This window comes from Nocardiopsis sp. CA-288880, assembly GCF_050955985.1.
GTDB classification, from domain to species: domain Bacteria; phylum Actinomycetota; class Actinomycetes; order Streptosporangiales; family Streptosporangiaceae; genus Nocardiopsis; species Nocardiopsis tropica.
In genome coordinates, this window is sequence record NZ_CP192105.1 from 152958 (window position 1) to 173880 (window position 20923).

Below are 20923 nucleotides of genomic sequence, written 5' to 3' on the forward strand. Positions count from 1 at the left end.
GATGGCGACGGCATCCGCGTCGGAGGGCCGGGACGGGTCCGGCCGGGACCGCGACGAGACCGGGCGCGCGCAGAACCAGCGCCCCCGCGACCGCTACGGGCGGCCGCTGCCGCACGGGAGCGCGGGCGAGGTCGACCGGGTGCCCGACGACGCCGTGTTCTCCGCGGCCGAAGGCCTGTCGGAGGCCCAGCGGCTGCTCGACGGAGGGTACGCCTTCACCGCCCACGAGGTTCTCGAAGCCGTGTGGAAGTCCTCGCCCGAGCCCGAGAGGGAGCTGTGGCGGGGCCTCGCCCAGGTGGCCGTGGGCGTCACCCACGCGCAGCGCGGGAACGGCGTCGGCGCCGCGCGCCTGCTGAGGCGGGGCGCGGACCGGGTGGAGGGGTTCGGGCCGGACGCCCCGCACGGGGTGGACACGGCCGGCGTGGCTGCCTTCGCCCGGGGGCTGGCGGACGACCTGGACGCCGGCCGGGCGGAGCGGGGCGACGCGATCGACCCGGCGGGGATGCGCCTGCTCGGGGGGTAGGCGGGCGGCGCCGGGGGGCTGCGGTCCGGGACCGCGCCGCCCCGGACGGCGCACGACGGCACGGAGGCCCTCCAGGGGAGAACCGTGTTCTCCCGTGGCCGCGGATGCCAGTGTGGCTGGTGAGGCTGATTCCCGTTTCATTCCTTAATGTGTGTTTTAGCGTTAACATAGCATTAATGCATTATGCGATGTTATTCAAGCTGAAAATCCCCGATAAGGAAAATTATCCTGCTTCTGGGATCACCGTAAGATCACATCTTTGGTTTGTCTTGGGGAAATCCCGAAACGACACTCACCTTTATTCGGGATCGTGCGTAGAATCCCCGGATCACCGCCCGTGAGCGAGCAGCGCGGACGGTGTGCACCACAACCAAAGGTGGCACCGCTTCGACCCCGCCAAGCGTGCTGTCGGGCCAGCTCAGGCTCCTTCCGGACGGCGGTACGTCCACGGCGGCGCGCTGGTCCGGCGTCCACGCGGCGAACCGTTCCCCCGCGTTTCCCATGGACGGGGCCGAAAAGGTCGTGCCCGTCTCAAGGAGGACGGATTGTCTGGGCTCAACCTCGCCGCGCCAAGCGGCACGGCCCTATCGCTGGCAGGCACCGACTTCACACTCGTCATCATCGTCATGGTGGTGGCGCTTCTGGCCCTCGCCGTCGCGGGGATGCTGGTTCGTGAGGTCCTCGCCGCGGAACAGGGCACCGAGCGGATGCGCAACATCGCGCTCGCAGTGCAGGAGGGCGCGAGCGCGTACCTGACACGACAGTTCCGCACCCTCGCGGTCTTCGTCGTCGTCATCCCGCTGCTCCTCCTCCTGCTGCCCGCCGACTCGTGGGACATCCGGATCGGCCGGTCGGTCTTCTTCGCCCTGGGCGCCGTGCTGTCGTCCGCCACCGGCTTCATCGGCATGTGGCTGGCCGTGCGCGGCAACGTACGGGTCGCGGCGGCGGCCCGCGGCGGCGACGGGGCGTCCAACCACAGGGCCATGCGGATCGCCTTCCGCACCGGCGGAGTGGCCGGCATGATCACCGTCGGCCTCGGCCTGTTCGGCGCGGCCCTCGTCGTCGTGCTCTACCGGGGCGACGCCCCCATCGTCCTGGAGGGCTTCGGCTTCGGCGCCGCCCTCCTGGCCATGTTCATGCGTGTCGGCGGCGGAATCTTCACCAAGGCCGCCGACGTCGGGGCCGACCTCGTCGGCAAGGTCGAGCAGGGCATCCCCGAGGACGACCCCCGCAACGCCGCCACCATCGCCGACAACGTGGGCGACAACGTCGGCGACTGCGCCGGCATGGCCGCCGACCTCTTCGAGTCCTACGCCGTCGTGCTCGTCGCCTCGCTGATCCTCGGCCGGGTGGCGTTCGGCACCGAGGGCCTGGTGTTCCCGCTCCTCGTTCCCATGATCGGCGTCATCACGGCGATCATCGGCATCTTCCTGGTCGCCCCCCGAGCGCGGGACCGGTCGGCGATGACCGCGATCAACCGCGGCTTCTTCATCTCCGCGGGCATCTCCGCCCTGCTCGTCGTCGGCACCTCCCTCTGGTACCTGCCCGGCAGCTTCGAGGAGCTGTCCGGGGTCAGTCCGCAGGTCCTCGCCGAGATCGAGGCCGCGGGCACCGCCCCCGACCCGAGGTTCATCGCGATCGCCGCGGTGCTCATCGGCCTGGTGCTCGCCGCAGCCATCCAGCTGCTCACCGGCTACTTCACCGAGACCGACAAGCGCCCCGTCCGGGACATCGGCGCGAGCTCCGAGACCGGCGCGGCCACCGTCATCCTCTCCGGCATCTCCGTCGGCCTGGAGTCCGCCGTCTACTCCGCCCTGCTCATCGCCGGGGCCGTGTACGCGGCGTTCCTCCTCGGCGGCGGCTCCATCACGCTGAGCCTGTTCGCCGTCGCCCTCGCCGGCACCGGGCTCCTCACCACCGTCGGCATCATCGTCGCGATGGACACCTTCGGCCCGGTCTCCGACAACGCCCAGGGCATAGCCGAGATGTCCGGCGACGTGGAGGGCGAGGGAGCCGAGATCCTCACCGGACTCGACGCCGTCGGCAACACGACCAAGGCGATCACCAAGGGCATCGCGATCGCGACGGCCGTGCTGGCCGCCACCGCCCTGTTCGGCGCCTTCCGCACCTCCGTCCAGGAGCAGCTCGGCGAAGGCGAGCAGGCGTTCTCGCTCTCCATCGACCAGCCGGACGTGCTCGTCGGCGTCATCATCGGCGCCAGCGTGGTGTTCTTCTTCTCCGGCCTGGCCATCATGGCGGTCGGCCGCGCCGCCGGCCGCGTCGTCCTGGAGGTGCGCAACCAGTTCCGCACGCGCCCCGGGATCATGGACGGCACCGAGCTGCCGGAGTACGCGCGGGTGGTCGACATCTGCACCAAGGACTCCCTGCGCGAACTGGTCACCCCGGGCCTCCTCGCGGTCCTGGCGCCGATCGCGGTCGGGTTCGCCTTCGGCTACGCCCCCCTGGGCGCGTTCCTCGGCGGCGCCATCGCCGCGGGCGTGCTCATGGCCGTTTTCCTGTCCAACTCCGGCGGGGCCTGGGACAACGCCAAGAAGCTCGTCGAGGACGGCCACCACGGCGGCAAGGGCTCGGCCGCCCACGAGGCCACGATCATCGGCGACACCGTCGGCGACCCGTTCAAGGACACCGCGGGGCCGGCCATCAACCCCCTGCTCAAGGTCATGAACCTCGTCGCGCTGATCGTGGCGCCCAGCGTGGTGATCTACGCGGACAACGTGGTCCTCCGGACCGTGGTGACCGTGCTCGCCGTGGGTGTGCTCGTCGGCGCGGTCCTCTGGTCCAAGAGCCGCGGCTCCGGGACCGAGACGCAGCTCGCGGAGCTGGGCGGGCAGTCCGCCCCCAAGGACGCCCCCGAGGCCGGCGGCGGCGCCCCCGCTCCGGGAGAGGGGTCCCCGGCGACGGACGGAGCCGCACAGGACGCGGGGACGGACCAGAAGGAGTCCGACCGCAGGGAGGAGGCGCACGCCGGAGACGGCAAGTAGCGCGATCCCCCGATGGCGGCCGTCCGGGAACCCGGGCGGCCGCCGCCGTGTGCGGGAGGCCGCCTAACCTGGTTCCGCGGGTGTGCTTCCCGCGCGGACGAGGTGGAAAAGGGGTTCTGTGATGTCAGGGCTGAAGGGCCTGCTCGCCATCCTGGCGGTCATGGTGGGGTTCATCGGCGTGCTCGCCGTCGTCGCGACCAGCCTGATGCCGTGAGCGGGGCGCGCACACTGCTGCTGATGCGGCACGCGGAGGCGGAGAACGGGCACGGCGCCGACTACGAGCGGGGCCTGACCGATCTGGGCAGGGCTCAGGCGGACGCGGTCGGACGGATGCTCTCCCGGCGGGGATACGCGCCGGACCATGTCCTCTGCTCCGGCGCCAGGCGCACCAGGCAGACCCTGGACGGCGTGCTCGGCGCGATGGAGCCGGGGCCCCGGCCCGAGGTCGACTACTCGGAGGAGGCGTACTCGGCCGGTGTGGACACGCTCCTGGAACTCGTGAACCGGGTCGACGCCGGAGTGCGCACCCTGCTGGTCGTGGCGCACAACCCCACCGTGGCCCAGGTGGCCGCCGGCTTCGTGGGGAACGAGGCCCTCGTGTCCTACGCTCCCGGCACGATCGCGGCCGTGGACCTGGAGGTCGAGTGGCTCTACGCGGCGCCCGGAACGGGCGCCGGCATCCTGCTCAACTGATGTGACCCACGACACGCGCCTGTCAGGTTGCCAGTGCACTTGCCCGGGGGTAATGTTCTCCGAGTCGCCTCCGACCGGCCCAAGGCCACGAGGAGCGGCGGCACTCCCCTCCGGCGAAACGGACGCGCTCGCGGCCGTGCCGGAACCCCGGTTTTCACCAGAACGAACTTTCGAGCCTCGCGGTTCGAGCACTGTTCTGGCCATGTAAACTCAGGGAGTCGCTTCAAAAGCCCAGTCCATTCGGACAAAAGCAGACGAAGCAAACGGGCTTTACCCCGATCAGAACCACCACAAACCGCCGATTTGGCGGGGCGCGGAACACCTGATAAAGTAAAGACACAACAAAGCGGAAACGCAGACGCCTTCCACGGAAGAGCAGACAGCCGAAAAGGCTGGCGCTTGTACGGGAAGAGCGGTTGTTTCTTGAGAACTCAACAGCGCGTGTTTGATTTTCTTTAAGCCATGTTTGTTTTGGCCCCGTCACCCGAACAGTGGTTCGGTGTGAAGGGTTCCTTTGATTAATCGGGGCAACCCGGTTGGTCAGGATTACTTCTAGGTTTATCCGCCCCAGGCCGACCCCTGGTCGCCGGGACGGATGGTATGACCTTTATGGAGAGTTTGATCCTGGCTCAGGACGAACGCTGGCGGCGTGCTTAACACATGCAAGTCGAGCGGTAAGGCCCTTCGGGGTACACGAGCGGCGAACGGGTGAGTAACACGTGAGCAACCTGCCCCTGACTCTGGGATAAGCGGTGGAAACGCCGTCTAATACCGGATACGACACACCGCCTCATGGCGGTGCGTGGAAAGTTTTTCGGTCAGGGATGGGCTCGCGGCCTATCAGCTTGTTGGTGGGGTAACGGCCTACCAAGGCGATTACGGGTAGCCGGCCTGAGAGGGCGACCGGCCACACTGGGACTGAGACACGGCCCAGACTCCTGCGGGAGGCAGCAGTGGGGAATATTGCGCAATGGGCGAAAGCCTGACGCAGCGACGCCGCGTGGGGGATGACGGCCTTCGGGTTGTAAACCTCTTTTACCACCAACGCAGGCTCCCAGTTCTCTGGGGGTTGACGGTAGGTGGGGAATAAGGACCGGCTAACTACGTGCCAGCAGCCGCGGTAATACGTAGGGTCCGAGCGTTGTCCGGAATTATTGGGCGTAAAGAGCTCGTAGGCGGCGTGTCGCGTCTGCTGTGAAAGACCGGGGCTTAACTCCGGTTCTGCAGTGGATACGGGCATGCTAGAGGTAGGTAGGGGAGACTGGAATTCCTGGTGTAGCGGTGAAATGCGCAGATATCAGGAGGAACACCGGTGGCGAAGGCGGGTCTCTGGGCCTTACCTGACGCTGAGGAGCGAAAGCATGGGGAGCGAACAGGATTAGATACCCTGGTAGTCCATGCCGTAAACGTTGGGCGCTAGGTGTGGGGACTTTCCACGGTTTCCGCGCCGCAGCTAACGCATTAAGCGCCCCGCCTGGGGAGTACGGCCGCAAGGCTAAAACTCAAAGGAATTGACGGGGGCCCGCACAAGCGGCGGAGCATGTTGCTTAATTCGACGCAACGCGAAGAACCTTACCAAGGTTTGACATCGCCCGTGGACCTGTAGAGATACAGGGTCATTTAGTTGGTGGGTGACAGGTGGTGCATGGCTGTCGTCAGCTCGTGTCGTGAGATGTTGGGTTAAGTCCCGCAACGAGCGCAACCCCTATTCTATGTTGCCAGCACGTTATGGTGGGGACTCATAGGAGACTGCCGGGGTCAACTCGGAGGAAGGTGGGGACGACGTCAAGTCATCATGCCCCTTATGTCTTGGGCTGCAAACATGCTACAATGGCCGGTACAATGGGCGTGCGAGACCGCAAGGTGGAGCGAATCCCTAAAAGCCGGTCTCAGTTCGGATTGGGGTCTGCAACTCGACCCCATGAAGGTGGAGTCGCTAGTAATCGCGGATCAGCAACGCCGCGGTGAATACGTTCCCGGGCCTTGTACACACCGCCCGTCACGTCATGAAAGTCGGCAACACCCGAAACTTGTGGCCTAACCCTTCGGGGAGGGAATGAGTGAAGGTGGGGCTGGCGATTGGGACGAAGTCGTAACAAGGTAGCCGTACCGGAAGGTGCGGCTGGATCACCTCCTTTCTAAGGAGTCTTTGAAGATCAGCCTCTTCCTATGGCTGGTCGGACTCGTAAGTGGACCCGTTCGGGCCGGTCTTCGGATCGCCTGTTTTCGGGAGTGGCTTTAGAGAATCAAGCTTTGCCTCCGGCGACTAGAAGCGTCGGGGGGCGCGCTGTTGGGTGTCTGAGGAAGCAACCTCGACCATCTGGCTCTCCCTTGCGGGGGGCGGGTGGTCGGTTTGTTTCCGCGGACCGCCCCGAGGAACTCTTCTTCGTTGCGGGTGGGTGCACGTGAGTGTGCCGGCCGGTGGTGGGGGATGTGGTGCGAGGGTGTGCGGTTGGTGTTTTGACTTGTGAATAGTGTGCGCGAGCATCTTGTTATCTGTAGTGGCCAAGTGATAGTGGCACACGGTGGATGCCTTGGCATCAGGCGCCGATGAAGGACGTGGGAGGCCGCGATAGGCCACGGGGAGCTGTCAACCGAGCTTTGATCCGTGGGTGTCCGAATGGGGAAACCTAGCCCGAGTTGTGTCGGGTTGCCGCTACCTGAATGTATAGGGTAGTTGGTGGTGACGCGGGGAAGTGAAACATCTCAGTACCCGTAGGAAGAGTAAACAACAGTGATTCCCCTAGTAGTGGTGAGCGAACGGGGAAGAGGCTAAACCGTGCGCGTGTGATAGACGGCAGTCGTTGCGTGTGCGGGGTTGTGGGATGCATCTTTCCAGGTCTGCCGATCTGGAGCGCTGAGTGATTCTTTTAGCTGAATCCGTTGGGAAGCGGAACCGTAGTGGGTGAGAGTCCCGTAGGTGAAGGAAGAGTCTAGGCGTTGGTGTTCTCCCGAGTAGCGCGGAGCCCGTGAAAGTCCGTGTGAATCTGGCAGGACCACCTGCTAAGCCAAAATACGTCCTGATGACCGATAGTGCACTAGTACCGTGAGGGAAAGGTGAAAAGTGCCCCGGTGAGGGGTCGTGAAATAGTACCTGAAACCGTGTGCTGTCAAGCCGTCAGAGCTGGAGCTTGTCTTTGGTGATGGCGTGCCTTTTGAAGAATGAGCCTGCGAGTCATGGTGTGTGGCGAGGTTAACCCGGGTGGGGTAGCCGTAGGGAAACCGAGTCTGAATAGGGCGTTTGAGTCGCATGCTGTGGACCCGAAGCGGAGTGATCTACCCATGTCCAGGGTGAAGCGGGGGTAAGACCTCGTGGAGGCCCGAACCCACCAGGGTTGAAAACCTGGGGGATGAGGTGTGGGTAGGGGTGAAAGGCCAATCAAACTCCGTGATAGCTGGTTCTCCCCGAAATGCATTTAGGTGCAGCGTCGCGTGTTTCTTGCTGGAGGTAGAGCTACTGTTTGGCTGATGGGCCCTACAAGGTTACTGACGTCAGACAAACTCCGAATGCCGGTTAAGTGAAGCGCGGCAGTGAGACTGCGGGGGATAAGCTTCGTAGTCGAGAGGGAAACAGCCCAGATCATCAGCTAAGGCCCCTAAGCGTGTGCTAAGTGGGAAAGGTTGTGGAGTTGCTGAGACAACCAGGAGGTTGGCTTAGAAGCAGCCATCCTTTAAAGAGTGCGTAATAGCTCACTGGTCAAGTGGTTCTGCGCCGATAATGTAGCGGGGCTTAAGCACACCGCCGAAGCTGTGGATGCCAACCTTGTGTTGGTGTGGTAGGGGAGCGTCGTGCATCCGGTGAAGCTGCCGAGTGATCGTGTGGTGGAGGGTGTGCGAGTGAGAATGCAGGCATGAGTAGCGAAAGCAACGTGAGAAACGTTGCCGCCGATTGACTAAGGGTTCCTGGGGCAGGTTAATCCGCCCAGGGTGAGTCTGGACCTAAGGCGAGGCCGACAGGCGTAGTCGATGGATAACGGGTTGATATTCCCGTACCCGTGCACGAGCGCCCAGTATCGAATCAGGTGATGCTAACCACGCCGGCTCCTTATGGGACCTTCGGGTTCTGTTTGTGGCTGGTCTGGGATCCGAGCTTGTAGTAGGTAAGTGATGGGGTGACGCAGGAGGGTAGCTCTACCCGGCGGTGGTTGTCCGGGGGTAAGCGTGTAGGCTGGGGGGTTGGCAAATCCGCCTCCCGTGAAGGCTGAGACGTGATGCCGAGCCGTTTTCGGTGAAGTGAGTGATCCCATGCTGTCGAGAAAAGCCTCTAGCGAGTTCGTGTGTGGCCAGTACCCTAAACCGACGCAGGTGGTCAGGTAGAGAATACCGAGGCGTTCGGGTGAACCATGGTTAAGGAACTCGGCAAATTGTCCCCGTAACTTCGGGAGAAGGGGAGCCCTGTCTGGTGATGGCCTTTGCGGTCTGAGCTGGGTGGGGTCGCAGATAGCGGGGGGAAGCGACTGTTTATTAAAAACACAGGTCCGTGCGAAGTCGTAAGACGCTGTATACGGACTGACGCCTGCCCGGTGCTGGAACGTTAAGAGGACCGGTTAGTGGGAGTTCGCTCCTGCGAAGCTGGGAATCTAAGCGCCAGTAAACGGCGGTGGTAACTATAACCATCCTAAGGTAGCGAAATTCCTTGTCGGGTAAGTTCCGACCTGCACGAATGGCGTAACGACTTCCCCACTGTCTCAACCATGGGCCCGGTGAAATTGCACTACGAGTAAAGATGCTCGTTTCGCGCAGCAGGACGGAAAGACCCCGGGACCTTCACTATAGCTTGACATTGGTGTTTGGGATGGTTTGTGTAGGATAGGTGGGAGCCGGTGAAGCTGTCACGCTAGTGGCGGTGGAGGCGTTGGTGAAATACCACTCTGACTGTTTCGGGCATCTAACCTTGGACCGTGATCCGGTTCGGGGACAGTGTCTGGTGGGTAGTTTAACTGGGGCGGTTGCCTCCCAAAGAGTAACGGAGGCGCCCAAAGGTTCCCTCAGCCTGGTTGGTAATCAGGTGTTGAGTGTAAGTGCACAAGGGAGCTTGACTGTGAGACGGACGTGTCGAGCAGGAGCGAAAGCTGGGACTAGTGATCCGGCACCGGCGTGTGGAAGCGGTGTCGCTCAACGGCTAAAAGGTACCCCGGGGATAACAGGCTGATCTTCCCCAAGAGTCCATATCGACGGGATGGTTTGGCACCTCGATGTCGGCTCGTCGCATCCTGGGGCTGGAGTTGGTCCCAAGGGTTGGGCTGTTCGCCCATTAAAGCGGCACGCGAGCTGGGTTTAGAACGTCGTGAGACAGTTCGGTCCCTATCCGCTGTGCGCGTTGGAGACTTGAGAAGGGCTGTCCCTAGTACGAGAGGACCGGGACGGACGAACCTCTGGTGTGCCAGTTGTCCTGCCAAGGGCATGGCTGGTTGGCTACGTTCGGGAGGGATAACCGCTGAAAGCATCTAAGCGGGAAGCTTGCTTCGAGATGAGGTCTCCTGCCTCCTTTGAGAGGGTAAGGCTCCCTGTAGACGACGGGGTTGATAGGCCGGGTGTGGAAGCCCTGTGAGGGGTGGAGCTGACCGGTACTAATAGGCCGAGGGCTTGTCCGCTGCAGATAATTGGATGTTCGCGCACACTTTTCACGGAGTTTCGGCTCGCTGTGATCCCCTTGCACTGTGGTGTGGGGTGTGGGTCTGGTGGGTTGTTGGTTTCCGTGGTGGTTATTGCTGGAGGGTCACACCCGGTCTCTTTCCGAACCCGGTCGTTAAGTCTCCTTGCGCTGATGGTACTGCCCTGTGGTGGGGTGGGAGAGTAGGTCGCTGCCACGGTTTTTTGTGGGGAGGGGGTCGCCTTGTGGGCGGCCCCCTCTTTTTTTGTGCCCAGGTTTGTGCGTTTGTGAATCGGGTGGTGTGCGGGGTGGTGGGGGGTGGGTTGGTCCCCCTGTTTCCAGGAAAGCGGAGTGGGGGTGTTCCGCGCCAGGGGAGGATGCCGCCTGTGGACGAGCTGCCGCCGGCGGACGCCACGACCCCGCGGACGCCCCGTAGCGCGCCCGCGGGTCGGTCAGACGCCTGCGGTGGCGGGGGAGGAGGGGGAGGCCGGTTCGGTGGCCAGCCCGTGGAGGTCGGCGGCCTCGATCTCCTCGCGGGTGATGCCGAGGATGAACGCGATCGTGTCCAGGTAGGGCACGTTCACGGAGGTGTCGGCCTGCTGGCGGACCACCGGCTTCGCGTTGAACGCGACGCCCAGTCCCGCCACCTGGAGCATGTCCAGGTCGTTCGCGCCGTCGCCGACGGCGACCGTCTGCTCCAGGGGCACGCCGGCCTCGGCGGCGAACCGCTTCAGGGTGGTGGCCTTGCCCTTCCGGTCGATGATCGGGCCGACCAGTTCGCCGGTCAGCGTCCCGTCCACGACCTCGAGGGTGTTCGCCGCGGAGTAGTCCAGCCCGAGGCGTTCCACGAGCACGTCCGTGATCTGGGTGAAGCCGCCGCTCACGATCCCGCACTCGTAGCCCAGGCGCTTCAGGGTGCGGACCAGGGTCCGGGCCCCGGGGGTCAGCTGGATCTCCTCGCGCACCGCGTCGATGGCGGAGGCGTCGAGGCCCTTCAACAGGGCCACCCGGCGCCGGAGGGACTCCTCGAAGTCGAGTTCGCCGCGCATGGCCTCCTCGGTGACCCGGGCGACCTCCTGCTCGCAGCCGGCGTGGGCCGCCAGGAGCTCGATCACCTCGCCCTGGATCAGGGTGGAGTCGACGTCCATGACGATGAGGTGCTTGGCGCGGCGGTGCAGGCCGCTGGGCTGCACCGCGACGTCGACGCCCTGGGTGGAGGCCTCCATGGCGAGCTCGGCCCTCAGCTGCTCGGCGTCGCCCCCGGAGATCTCCATCTCCACGGAGGTCACCGGGTAGCTCGACAGCCGCTCTATCCGGTCGATGTTCGCTCCGGCCCTCGCCACGCACGACGTGATCGCGCCGAGGGCGCCGGGGCGCAGGGGGTCTGCCAGGACGGTCACGTGCAGGCGGCCGGAGGCGAAGTCGTTGACGCGGCCGTTGCCGTCCCCGTCCACGTACTCGACCTCCATGTCGAGGTCGATCGCGGTCTTGTCGAGGGCGCTGCGCACCTCCTCGAAGACCCGCTGGCGGCTCACGCCGGGGGCCACGCGCTCGTCGACCCCGAGAACCGTCCCCAGCACCAGGCGTCCCGCCAGAACGACCTGTTCGAGGTCGACGATGGTCACCGGGAAGACGGAGAGGGTGCTCAGGAGACGCGCGCTGATGCCGGGCCGGTCGTGCCCGGTCACTGTCACCAACAACGTGGAATCATCATTCATGGCGTCTTCCACGGTACTCGGCCGGGGGAGGGGCCGGTCGAGCCGGGAGGGCTCTTCGCCCAGCTAGTTCACCATGTGGACAGCTGGAGGAGAGGTGTAGGTCACTCCGGCGCCTAACGGCTGCCCCGGTTCTTCTTCTTGCGGCGCGGTCCCTTGGCCTTGATGTCCACTCCGCCGAGCATGCACGTGCCCGTCAACCGGATGATCGGGGCGTTCGGGTCCGTGACCTGGTCCGTCCCGTGCATGTCCGCGCCGCCCAGAATCGCCGAGGTGTTGTTGATCACTCTCACCCCGTGCGGCACGGTGATGTCCACGCCGCCCATGATGACGGCGACCTGGATGGTCACCTCGTGCTGGCTGAGGACGGCCTCGCGGAGGTCCAGCTCGACCCCGCCGCAGAGCACGGACACGTTGGTCCGGGGCTCGACAAGCCAGCGGCCCTTGCGCTCGCAGCCGCCGAACACCGCGACCAGGTTCTCGGAGCCCTTGCTCTGGCCGGCGAGGTCGCGGGCCTCGCTCCCCAGGATCTCCATCCCGCTCGGGGACTCGGACGACAGGCGGTCCATGGCCGCGTAGTCGTACCCCTGGCCGGTGACGGGCAGGTCCGAGACGATCGGGGCGAGCTCCCCGACGGTCTTGGCCCTGTACAGGGTGTCCAGGCGCTCCTCGTGCTCCACCGGGGTGAGGCGACCTTCAGCCACGGCCTCCCGCAGCCGCTCGGCAACCTTGTCCCGGTCCGCGTCGGAGGCTCGGATGTGCTCGGGCTGCATGATGACTGGTTCTCCTCGTCGACTCGGTGGGGCCGGGGTCCGGCGCCACACACCCAGTATCGGCACTCTCCCGTGGCGATGGATCAGGTATATCCCCTGGACCTACCCCGAGAATTCCCGCGCCCCTCACCAGGGTGAGCCGGAGCGCCGGGCGTTCGCGCCTCCGACCCCGGTCCCGGCCCGGTCCTCCGGGGGCCGTCGGGAACCGAGGCAGGCCGAGGGGCGGACACCGGTGCGGCGCAGGCAGGCGGTCGACAGGACCCCGGCGGGCCGGACCGGGGCGGTTCCGCGTCCCGGGCCTCCGCCCCGCCCCTGGGGCCCGGACCCCGCGCGGCGTGGTGGTGGCCGCAGGGGCGCCCTGCGGAGAACCCCAGAAGCGTTCGGAGGCGCGCACGGTGGTCCGGCGGGGGGAGCGTTCCTAGCGTTGGGCCATGGCCTTCTCCGCCCTCCGCGGCGCACCCGCCCCCCTCCGCGGCGCACCCGCCCCCCTGCGCGGGCGCTCCGCCCCCGCGCTCCTCTGCCTCCTCGGCGCCGCCGCGCTGCTGGTCCTCCCCGCCGCGCCCGGCGCCGCCGGAACGGCCCCGCTCGCCACGTCCACCCCGGGGGACGCCCCTCCGGCCCCGTCCCCCGGGGAGGTGGACGCGGTCGTGGAGGAGTACCGCCGCGCCACCGGTCTTCCCGGCGCCGCCGTGGTGCTCACCCGCGGCACGGAGGTCGTGCACGCCCGCGGGTACGGGACCACCCCGGGCGGCGCGGCCGTCACCGAGCACACGCCCATGGCGGTGGCCTCGCTCAGCAAGTCGGTCACCGCGCTGGCGGTCCTCCAGCTGGCGGAGGAGGGGGAGCTCGACCTGGACGACCCGGTGCGGGAGCACCTGCCCGAGTTCACGATGGCCGACCCCCGGGCGGAGCGGATCACGGTGCGCCAGCTGCTCGACCAGACCTCCGGCATGTCCGACACCGAGTTCGCGTCCTACAGCCGCGGCAGGGACACCCTCACCCTGCGCGAGTCCGTGGCGGACCTGCGCGGCGCGCGCCTGGTCGCCGAGCCCGGCACGCGCTGGGAGTACCACAACCCGAACTTCCAGGTCGCCGCCCGCCTCGTCGAGGTGGTCGGCGGCAGGCCCTTCGCCGACCACCTGGAGGCACGGGTGTTCTCCCCGCTGGGGATGGAGGACAGCACCACCGTCGACACGGACCTGGACCTGCCGTCCGGCGCGCGGGGGCACGTCTCCGTGCTCGGACGCGCGTTCCCCGCGGACGAGCCCCCCGGGTTCGGCAACGGTTCCGGCGGCGTGGTCGGCACCGCGGCCGACATGGGCGCGTGGCTCGTCGCCCACACCGGCGGCGGGCTGGGGCCGGACGGGGTCCGGATCCTGTCGGAGGAGGGCGTCCGGGCGCTGCACACCCCCTCCGCGGCCTCCGGGTCCTACGCGCTGGGGTGGTCGCTGGGGGAGACCGCGTCGGGGTCGCGGGTCGTCGAGCACGGGGGAGACCTGCTCACCGCGACGGCGCACCAGGCACTGCTGCCCGACAGCGGGTACGGCGTGGCCGTCATGGCCAACACGGGGTCCTCGTGGGGCGGAGCCCACCCCCTGGCCTCCGCGCTCGTCGAGCTGGTCGACACGGGCTCCGCCCCCGGGCCGCCGACGGGCGCCGGACCGGTGGCCGTCGACGCGGTCCTCCTGGCCGCGGGAGCCGCCGCTGTCCCGCTCGCCTGGCGCGGTGTGCGGCGGTCGCGCGACTGGGCCCTCGCGCGCGAGGGCGGACCCCGGTGGGCGGTGGCGGCGCGCCTGCTGCCCTACGCGGGGCCGCCGCTGCTCCTGGCGGTCCTGCACGAGGTGGTCGGGTGGCTGTTCCGGGGGAGGGACGTGGCGTGGTTCCAGGTGCCCTATCTCTTCACGTCGTTCTGGTCGGCGCTCGCCGTGGTCGCCCTGGCCTGCGCGGTCGTCGTCTCGGCGCGGGCGGTCCGCCTCGCGGCGCTGCGCCGCCGGACGCGGGGCGGTGGCGCCGCCGGGCGGGCGGAGGGGGAGGCCGCGTCCGCCGGGTGAGACGGCCCGGGGCCGCCGAGGGGCACGGCCCGGGGAGACCCCGTCCGGCCGCGCCGACCGGGGCCGCCGCGGGGCGCTCCGCCCCGGCCACGGGGCCGGAGCGGCGCCGGCGGAGACCTAACCCGGTGCTCGGCCCGATGCCCGCCCCGTCCGGCTCAGCGGCCGTTCGGCGCGTGCCCGGGAAGGGCGATGGCCGCGTGGGCGGCCACCCTGGCCCGCCGCACCGCGGCGTCCAGCTTCCGCAGCGCGTCGGACCGCGCCGCCGCCTGACGGGCGTTCATCCCCCGGCCCGACGCCGGTTCGGCCAGCCTCACCACCTTCGCGAGCCGTTCCGCCTGGGCCGCCACCCGGTGGGCGCGGGGCGGGTACCCGTGCGCCAGCGGCGGCGCCTCGCGGCCCCCCAGGTCGCCCAGCTCCCGGTGCACGCCCGGGGCGAACGCCGCGATGTCGTCCACGCCCTCCAGGGCCCTGGCGACCTCGATCAGGGTGAGCTTCAGGGTCTGCTCCGCCTCGGCCAGGCCGGGAACCTGCGGGGGCGCCGGGTCGGCCCGATACGGCGCCCACGAAACGCCCACATAGGATGAACCACGCCGGTCGGGGGAGGGCACCATGCCCATCTGCTGGTCGGCGAGCTGCACCAGCACCCCCTCCTGGGCCTCGATGGCGGCCTGGTTGAGCTCCTTCGGGCCCACGAGCCCGAGGGGGTCGCCCCAGGTCGGCAGGGACAGCCGGAACGCGGACAGTCCCAGGCCACGAAGTCGTACCAGTGCCGACCGCAGCGGTACGCCGCTGTCGAAGGGCAGGTCCGCGACAGGTACTGTCCCGATCAGGTTGGGGCCGCCGCGCCGTTCGACCGCGTCGACGGCGTCGTCGAGCCCGACGTGGCCTGACAGCCAGGCGTTGCCCCAGGCGACGAGTGGTGCGGACGTGAGTTGCATTGCTTCAGGGTAGGTCGGCCCGTGCACCGGCGTGGGGCGTGATGTGAGGGAGGACGATGGACGGGCGGGTTCTGGGCCTGAGCGGGGTCACGGTCCGACGGGGTGGCGCCACCCTGGTCGACGGCGTGGACTGGTCGGTGCTGGAGGGTGAGCGGTGGGCGGTCCTCGGGCCGAACGGCGCGGGCAAGACGACGCTCCTCAACGTGGCGTTCAGCCAGCTGTACCCGACCGCGGGCGACGTGGAGATCCTCGGCGAGCGCCTGGGACGGGTGGACGTCTTCGAGCTGCGGCCACTGATCGGCTACGCGGGCGCCTCGGTGGCCTCGCGGATCGAGGCGGGAACCCCCGTCCTCGACATCGTGCTGAGCGCCGCCTACGGGTACGTGGGCCGGTTCCGCGAGGAGTACGGCAGCCCGGACTACGGCCGCGCCCGTGCGCTGCTGGGCCACTGGGGGGTCGCCGACCTGGCCGACCGGGACTTCCACACCCTGTCCGAGGGCGAGCGCAAGCGCGTCCTGATCGCCCGCGCGCTGATGGCCGACCCGGAGCTGCTGCTCCTGGACGAGCCCGCCGCGGGTCTGGACCTGGGGGGCCGGGAGGACCTGGTGCGCCGCCTGGGCGGGCTGGCCCGCAACGAGTCCGCGCCCGCCCTGGTCGTGGTCTCCCACCACGTGGAGGAGATCCCGGCGGGGTTCACGCACGTGCTGCTGCTCCGTGACGGCGGCGTCGTCCAGGCGGGGCCGATCGAGGAGGTCCTGACCGCCGAGCACCTGTCGGAGACCTTCGGCCTGCCGCTCAAGGTGGAGCGCGACGGCGACCGCTGGAACGCGCGCGCGGTCTGACCAGGGCATTCCGAGCGGGAAGTCGCCGATAGGGATTGCGGTAATAACACAAATCGATTGACCATAAACAGTATTCCTGTCCAGATGTGGTCGCCCCGACGTATATGGGGTAGCGTCAACGGTCGGTGAGCGGATCGCTCCATTTCGGCGCGCTTGGAGATCTTCGGGTGGGCGGGTCCGCCGGTGGACGCGGTCCGTCCGCACCGCCTGCCACCCCCGTCAGGAGATCCGGAGCTGCCCAGATGTCGATACTGAACGCCGCCCCTTGTTCGGAGACCGGGGTGCGCCGATGACCATGATCATCATCGTGGCGCTTTTCGTCGCGGTCCTGTTGCTCATCTTCTGGCGGAGCGTGCGTATCGTTCCGCACTCGATGGAGGACGTCGTCGAGCGGTTCGGTAAGTTCCACCGGACCCTGAGCTCGGGTTTCAACGTCGTCATTCCCGGGGTCGACCAGGTGCGCGAGCGGATCGACCGCCGCGTCCAGGTCGTGAGCTTCCCCCCGCAGTCGGCGATCACCGAGGACAACCTCGCGGTGGAGGTCGACTCGGCCGTCTACATCCGCGTCCGGGACGCCTACAAGGCCACCTACGAGGTCGCGAACTTCATCCAGGCCGTCGAGCAGCTCACCCTGGCCACCCTCCGCAACGTCATCGGCGGCATGAACCTGGAGGGCACGCTCACCTCCCGCGACGAGATCAACCGCGAGCTCAAGGCGGTGCTGGACGAGGCCACCCGCGACTGGGGCATCGAGATCAGCCGCATCGAGCTCAAGGGCATCGAGCCGCCGTCCTCCGTGCAGGAGGCGATGGAGATGCAGATGCGCGCCGACCGCGAGAAGCGCGCGCAGCTGCTCAGCGCCGAGGGCGAGAAGCAGTCCGCCGTGCTGCGCGCCGAGGGTGAGCGCGCGGCGGCGGTGCTGCGGGCCAAGGGTTCGGCCGAGGCCCAGATGCTCACGGCCAAGGCCGACGCCGACGCCCAGACGCTGCGGGCGCGCGGTGAGGCCGACGCCATCCACATGGTGTTCAAGGCGCTGCACACGAGCCGGGTGGACCCGGACGTGCTGGCCTACCAGTACCTCCAGAAGCTGCCCGAGATCGCCAAGGGCGACGCCAACAAGGTCTGGATCGTCCCGTCCGAGATGGGCAGGGCCCTCCAGGGCGTCGGCACGGCCTTCGACCGGCTCCGCGACGAGGTCGTGCGGGCTCCCTGACCCGGGGCCGCCCGGACCCGGCTCTCCTCCCCGCCCCGCAGGACGGCGCGCACGGCGCCCGGCCTGCGGGGCGGGTCGCGTTTGGGGGCCCGTCGCGCACCGTTCGGCGGGGTCCGGCTATGCCCTGGATCACGTATCCCCGGCGTGGGGCGCCGATGACCGGCTCTCGTAGTCTGTTGACGCCCTCGACGGTCGGGGAGCGGGATCCGGAAAGCTGGTCGCATGGAACTCTGGGAGGCGGCGGTCATCCTGCTGGCCGGTGTGGCGGCCGGCGGGGTCAACGCGATCGCGGGCTCGGGGACCCTGTTCACGTTCCCCGTGCTCCTCGCCCTCGGCTTCCCGCCCGTCACCGCGACCGTGTCCAACAGCATCGGGCTCGCCCCCGGCACGCTCAGCGGCACCATCGCCTACCGGCGCGAGCTCGCCGGCCAGCGCGGCCGGATCCTCCGCCTCGGCGGAATGTCGTTCCTCGGCGCGATGACCGGCGCGCTCCTGCTCATCTACCTGCCCGCGGGCGTGTTCGAGTTCGTCGTGCCGTTCATGATCGGCGGCGCGTGCGTGCTGATCCTGCTCCAGCCGCGGATCACCAGGTGGGCGCGCTCACGCCGACCGGCCTCCAAGAACGGGGGACCCCTGCTGCCGCTGGGCGCCTACGCGACCGGCACCTACGGCGGCTACTTCGCCGCGGCCCAGGGGATCATCCTCATCAGCATCCTCGGCGCGTCCCTGGACGACGACCTCCAGCGGCTCAACGCGCTGAAGAACGCGCTGACCACGATCGCCAACGGCACCGCCGCCGTGTTCTACATCGTGCTGGCCTCGCCGTCGTGGCCGGTGGTCGGCCTCATCGCGGCCGGGACCGTCATGGGCGGCTACCTGGGGGCCAACTTCGGCCGCAGGCTCAGCCCGGCGGCCCTGCGCGTGTGCCTGGTCGTCGTCGGACTGACGGCGGCGGTCCAGCTGGTCATGGGCCGGATCTGACCGCTCCCCGCCCCCTGCCGCCCCGCGGGCCGCTCAGGTGCGGAAGTAGCCGCGCCGGTCGGCGTCGTCGATCAGGGCCGCCGCGTAGGCCCCCAGGGCCTCGGAGCCCTCCTGGATCAGCTTGACCTTCTCCATGACCTGTGCCCGGGTGATGCCGAACCGGACCCAGGTCCCGCCCTCGTTGTGCCAGTTGGCGAGCATCGGGGACAGCCGGTCCACGGCGCGGGCGAAGCGGGCCTCGGCGGAGACGCGTGCCTCGAACTCCTCCCAGAGCTCGCGGGCGCGCTCGGCCTGGTCCTCGGGGAGGAGGGGGAAGATGCGGGCCGCCGCGGCCCGTTCGCGCGCCTCCTGCGTCTCGGAGTTCACCTTGTCGAAGAGGAAGGTGTCCCCGGCGTCGATCTCGACGATGTCGTGGAGCACCAGCATCTCGACGACGCGGTCGATGTCGGTGCCCTCGGGGGCGTACTCGGCGAAGGTGCGGGCGGAGAGGGCCAGGTGCCAGGAGTGCTCGGCCGAGTTCTCCCGCCGTGATCCGTCCACCAGCAGGTTCTGCCGCAGGATGCGCTTGAGCTTGTCGACTTCCAGGAGGAAGCGGAGCTGTGCGTTCAACCGCTCGTTGTCGACCCCGCTGGCAAAGACCGGTGCCGGTTCCGTCACGTGGTTCGCCCTCCTGAAGGATGAGTCGAAACGGTCAGGTGGACCGCTCGGTGCGGTCGCCACTGGATGATCCCATGGAACGCGTACCAACTGTCGCGTCGGCGTACGTCGAGGGGACGCGCGGCGAGGCGGCGGAGTGTACGCGGTGAACGGTCGGCGTGCCCGCGGCCCCTGCCGGGGGCGTGGCGTCCCCGGGGCCGTGACTAGGCCTCCGCGGATGCCCGGACCTGCGTGGAAGACGTGAGGTGGCGGTGGAACCACTCGGTGAGGGCCCTGTCGACGAGTACTCCCGCCGGGGTGGGCCGCCCGGGTTCGAGTCCGGGCTCGGGTCCGATGGCGTGTGCCAGATCGGGCACCACGATGTGACGGAGCGCATGTTCGGGGGCGTGCCCGGCCAGGGCGTCGCACAGCGCCCCGCCCTGTTCGGGGGCCACGACGTCGTCGAGCCCGCCGTTGACGACCAGCAGGGGGACGCGTCCCCGGGCGATCTCGTCGGCCCGGCCGACGAAGTCCAGCCGTGCGCGGGCCTGGAGGGCCCGGTCGGTCCACCCGTAGGGCGTCCCGTCGCGTCGCGCGCGGGCGGTGACGACCAGGGCCGGGTCCACGACCGGGTTGACGACGGCGGCGGCGCCGACGGGCATGCGGCCCTCGGCGAGGGTGAGCAGGACCGCGGCGGCCCCGGCCCCCACCCCGGCCAGGCCGACGGGGGCGTCGGTGACGGGGAAGGCCGAGCGCAGCTCGGAGACGGCGGCGCGGAGCTCGGCGGCGGCCTGCTCCACCACCGGGGCGAACAGGTCGACGAGGTGGTCGCGCTCGCCGCGGCGGTTGACCTCGGGGACGCCGCCCTCGGGCAGCCGGGAGCCGAACAGCGGCAGCCCGAGGTGGATCCGCCAGGCCGGGAGCGCCGCCATGGGCAGGGTGCCCGCGAGGGAGGCCTCGGCGCGGGGCGGCTCGAAGGCGTGCAGGCCGACGACGAGCGGGGCCGGGAGGCCGCCTGTCGCGGGCGGAAGGGCGAGGAAGGGCACCCCCGCGGCGGTTCCGGTGACGGGGCCGGTGAGGGTTCCGGCGTCGGCTACCACGGGTGGTCGCCCCCGTTGCGCTCGGAGAAGTCGGACAGGTAGCTGCTGACCAGCCGCTTGGCCTCGTCGATGAGCCTGGTGTCGCCGTCGGCGTCGTCGCGGAAGGCGAGCTTGAGGACGGCGTCGGCGGCCTCGACGGCCACGTGGACGGCCCGGTCGAGTGCGTCGTCGTCGGGGATGCCGGTGACGGAGACGATGATCCGGCGGAGGCGGATGGAGATGACGCGGTTGTTGTCGGCCCCGCCGTTGAGGAGCCGGGTGTCGACGATGTCGCCGAAGTGCAGGCTGCGGAAGCCGGGCACGTGGCGGTGCATGTCGATGTACTCGTCGACGACGGCGTCGACGGCGGCGGTCCAGTGGCTGAACGACGCGTCGGCGATCCGCTCGGTCACCCGGGCGCCGAACTGGTCGAGGAAGCGCAGGCCCAGGGCCTGGGTGATGGCCTTCTTGTCGGGGAAGAACTGGTAGACGGAACCGATGGCGACCCCGGCCCGTTCGGCGATCCGTGTGGTGGAGAGGTTGTCGTAGCCGACCTCGTCGAGGAGTTCGGCGCAGCAGTCGAGCATGCGCTGCACTCTGAGCATGCTGCGCTGCTGGGCCGGAAGTCTCCGGAGCGGGGCCTGCGCGAACGCGAGTTCGTCGTGGGCGACGCCGGCCGGTCCACGGCTCTCGCGTGGCGCGTAGGCGCTCCCGGCGGGACCGGGGGAGCGTCGCGACCGCGGGGGCGTTGAGCTTCGGGAATTTGTCGTCACGGCTCCTATGATGCCTTTCCGGAATCACCTGGTTCCGGGGAAATTCCAGTTTCGTTCCCCGACCCCTTCCCGTGGTGTCCGGTCCGCCTCTGCCGCAGGCCTTGCCCGGGT

13 protein-coding genes and 3 rRNA genes are annotated in these 20923 nt (G+C 68.4%); 10 read left to right on the plus strand and 6 right to left on the minus strand.

Annotation, left to right across the window (positions count from 1 at the left end):
- Position 1 precedes the first annotated feature (1 nt).
- The 6 genes from ACQPYD_RS00740 to rrf all read left to right on the plus strand — a co-directional run bounded on the left by ACQPYD_RS00740 (position 2) and on the right by rrf (position 10031).
- Complete coding sequence (locus ACQPYD_RS00740) at positions 2–523, plus strand: DUF309 domain-containing protein (protein WP_433699327.1); 522 nt, start codon at positions 2–4, stop codon at positions 521–523.
- A 545-nt stretch (positions 524–1068) separates the two neighbouring features.
- Positions 1069–3525: a sodium-translocating pyrophosphatase gene (locus tag ACQPYD_RS00745; RefSeq protein ID WP_433699328.1), complete on the plus strand. Its 2457-nt coding sequence runs from the start codon at positions 1069–1071 to the stop codon at positions 3523–3525.
- Positions 3526–3735: 210 nt separating this feature from the next.
- Positions 3736–4218 (plus strand): SixA phosphatase family protein, encoded by a 483-nt coding sequence (locus ACQPYD_RS00750; RefSeq protein WP_433699329.1) that lies wholly within the window; start codon positions 3736–3738, stop codon positions 4216–4218.
- Positions 4219–4824: 606 nt separating this feature from the next.
- Positions 4825–6356, plus strand: a 16S ribosomal RNA gene (locus tag ACQPYD_RS00755).
- Positions 6357–6720: 364 nt separating this feature from the next.
- A 23S ribosomal RNA gene (locus tag ACQPYD_RS00760) occupies positions 6721–9813 on the plus strand.
- Between the two features lie 102 nt (positions 9814–9915).
- A 5S ribosomal RNA gene (gene rrf / locus ACQPYD_RS00765) occupies positions 9916–10031 on the plus strand.
- The 16S, 23S and 5S rRNA genes sit together here, the layout of an rRNA operon.
- 232 nt (positions 10032–10263) lie before the next feature.
- On the opposite strand, the gene serB is transcribed toward rrf, so the two are convergent.
- Both serB and ACQPYD_RS00775 read right to left on the minus strand, forming a co-directional pair.
- A complete protein-coding gene (serB, locus tag ACQPYD_RS00770; RefSeq protein ID WP_433699330.1) occupies positions 10264–11529 on the minus strand; it encodes a phosphoserine phosphatase SerB in 1266 nt (421 codons plus the stop codon).
- Between the two features lie 113 nt (positions 11530–11642).
- The gene (locus tag ACQPYD_RS00775; RefSeq protein ID WP_433699331.1) at positions 11643–12299 is read right to left on the minus strand and encodes a DUF1707 SHOCT-like domain-containing protein; all 657 of its coding nucleotides are present in this window, start codon (positions 12297–12299) and stop codon (positions 11643–11645) included.
- 431 nt (positions 12300–12730) lie between these two features.
- On the opposite strand from ACQPYD_RS00775, the gene ACQPYD_RS00780 reads away from it, so the two are divergent.
- Entirely contained in the window at positions 12731–14350 is a 1620-nt protein-coding gene (locus ACQPYD_RS00780) for a serine hydrolase domain-containing protein (RefSeq protein ID WP_433699332.1), read from the plus strand.
- 155 nt (positions 14351–14505) lie between these two features.
- Here the strand turns inward: ACQPYD_RS00780 and ACQPYD_RS00785 are convergent, their stop codons facing one another.
- Positions 14506–15288 (minus strand): hypothetical protein, encoded by a 783-nt coding sequence (locus ACQPYD_RS00785; protein ID WP_433699333.1) that lies wholly within the window; start codon positions 15286–15288, stop codon positions 14506–14508.
- Positions 15289–15344: 56 nt separating this feature from the next.
- Between ACQPYD_RS00785 and ACQPYD_RS00790 the strand changes: the two genes are divergently transcribed.
- The 3 genes from ACQPYD_RS00790 to ACQPYD_RS00800 all read left to right on the plus strand — a co-directional run bounded on the left by ACQPYD_RS00790 (position 15345) and on the right by ACQPYD_RS00800 (position 18324).
- The gene (locus ACQPYD_RS00790) at positions 15345–16130 is read left to right on the plus strand and encodes an ABC transporter ATP-binding protein (protein WP_330161998.1); all 786 of its coding nucleotides are present in this window, start codon (positions 15345–15347) and stop codon (positions 16128–16130) included.
- A gap of 289 nt (positions 16131–16419) precedes the next feature.
- Positions 16420–17343, plus strand: a complete 924-nt coding sequence (locus ACQPYD_RS00795) for an SPFH domain-containing protein (RefSeq protein ID WP_267947485.1) — start codon at positions 16420–16422, stop codon at positions 17341–17343.
- 222 nt (positions 17344–17565) lie between these two features.
- Positions 17566–18324, plus strand: coding sequence for a sulfite exporter TauE/SafE family protein (locus tag ACQPYD_RS00800; RefSeq protein ID WP_355013905.1), 759 nt, complete (start codon positions 17566–17568; stop codon positions 18322–18324).
- Between the two features lie 33 nt (positions 18325–18357).
- On the opposite strand, the gene ACQPYD_RS00805 is transcribed toward ACQPYD_RS00800, so the two are convergent.
- The 3 genes from ACQPYD_RS00805 to ACQPYD_RS00815 all read right to left on the minus strand — a co-directional run bounded on the left by ACQPYD_RS00805 (position 18358) and on the right by ACQPYD_RS00815 (position 20644).
- Positions 18358–18981, minus strand: coding sequence for an HD domain-containing protein (locus ACQPYD_RS00805; protein ID WP_267947487.1), 624 nt, complete (start codon positions 18979–18981; stop codon positions 18358–18360).
- Positions 18982–19184: 203 nt separating this feature from the next.
- Entirely contained in the window at positions 19185–20060 is an 876-nt protein-coding gene (locus ACQPYD_RS00810; RefSeq protein ID WP_433699334.1) for an alpha/beta hydrolase family protein, read from the minus strand.
- A complete protein-coding gene (locus ACQPYD_RS00815) occupies positions 20054–20644 on the minus strand; it encodes a TetR/AcrR family transcriptional regulator (RefSeq protein WP_433699335.1) in 591 nt (196 codons plus the stop codon). The genes ACQPYD_RS00810 and ACQPYD_RS00815 overlap by 7 nt, the downstream gene beginning before the upstream one ends.
- Between the last annotated feature and the right edge of the window lie 279 nt (positions 20645–20923).

Coding starts and splice junctions, on each gene's coding strand:
- ACQPYD_RS00740 (WP_433699327.1), top strand. CDS start 2: ATGGCGACGGCATCCGCGTCGGAGGGCCGGGACGGGTCCGGCCGGGAC.
- serB (WP_433699330.1), bottom strand. CDS start 11,529: ATGAATGATGATTCCACGTTGTTGGTGACAGTGACCGGGCACGACCGG.
- ACQPYD_RS00775 (WP_433699331.1), bottom strand. CDS start 12,299: ATGCAGCCCGAGCACATCCGAGCCTCCGACGCGGACCGGGACAAGGTT.
- ACQPYD_RS00780 (WP_433699332.1), top strand. CDS start 12,731: ATGGCCTTCTCCGCCCTCCGCGGCGCACCCGCCCCCCTCCGCGGCGCA.
- ACQPYD_RS00785 (WP_433699333.1), bottom strand. CDS start 15,288: ATGCAACTCACGTCCGCACCACTCGTCGCCTGGGGCAACGCCTGGCTG.
- ACQPYD_RS00790 (WP_330161998.1), top strand. CDS start 15,345: ATGGACGGGCGGGTTCTGGGCCTGAGCGGGGTCACGGTCCGACGGGGT.
- ACQPYD_RS00795 (WP_267947485.1), top strand. CDS start 16,420: ATGACCATGATCATCATCGTGGCGCTTTTCGTCGCGGTCCTGTTGCTC.
- ACQPYD_RS00800 (WP_355013905.1), top strand. CDS start 17,566: ATGGAACTCTGGGAGGCGGCGGTCATCCTGCTGGCCGGTGTGGCGGCC.
- ACQPYD_RS00815 (WP_433699335.1), bottom strand. CDS start 20,644: ATGCTCAGAGTGCAGCGCATGCTCGACTGCTGCGCCGAACTCCTCGAC.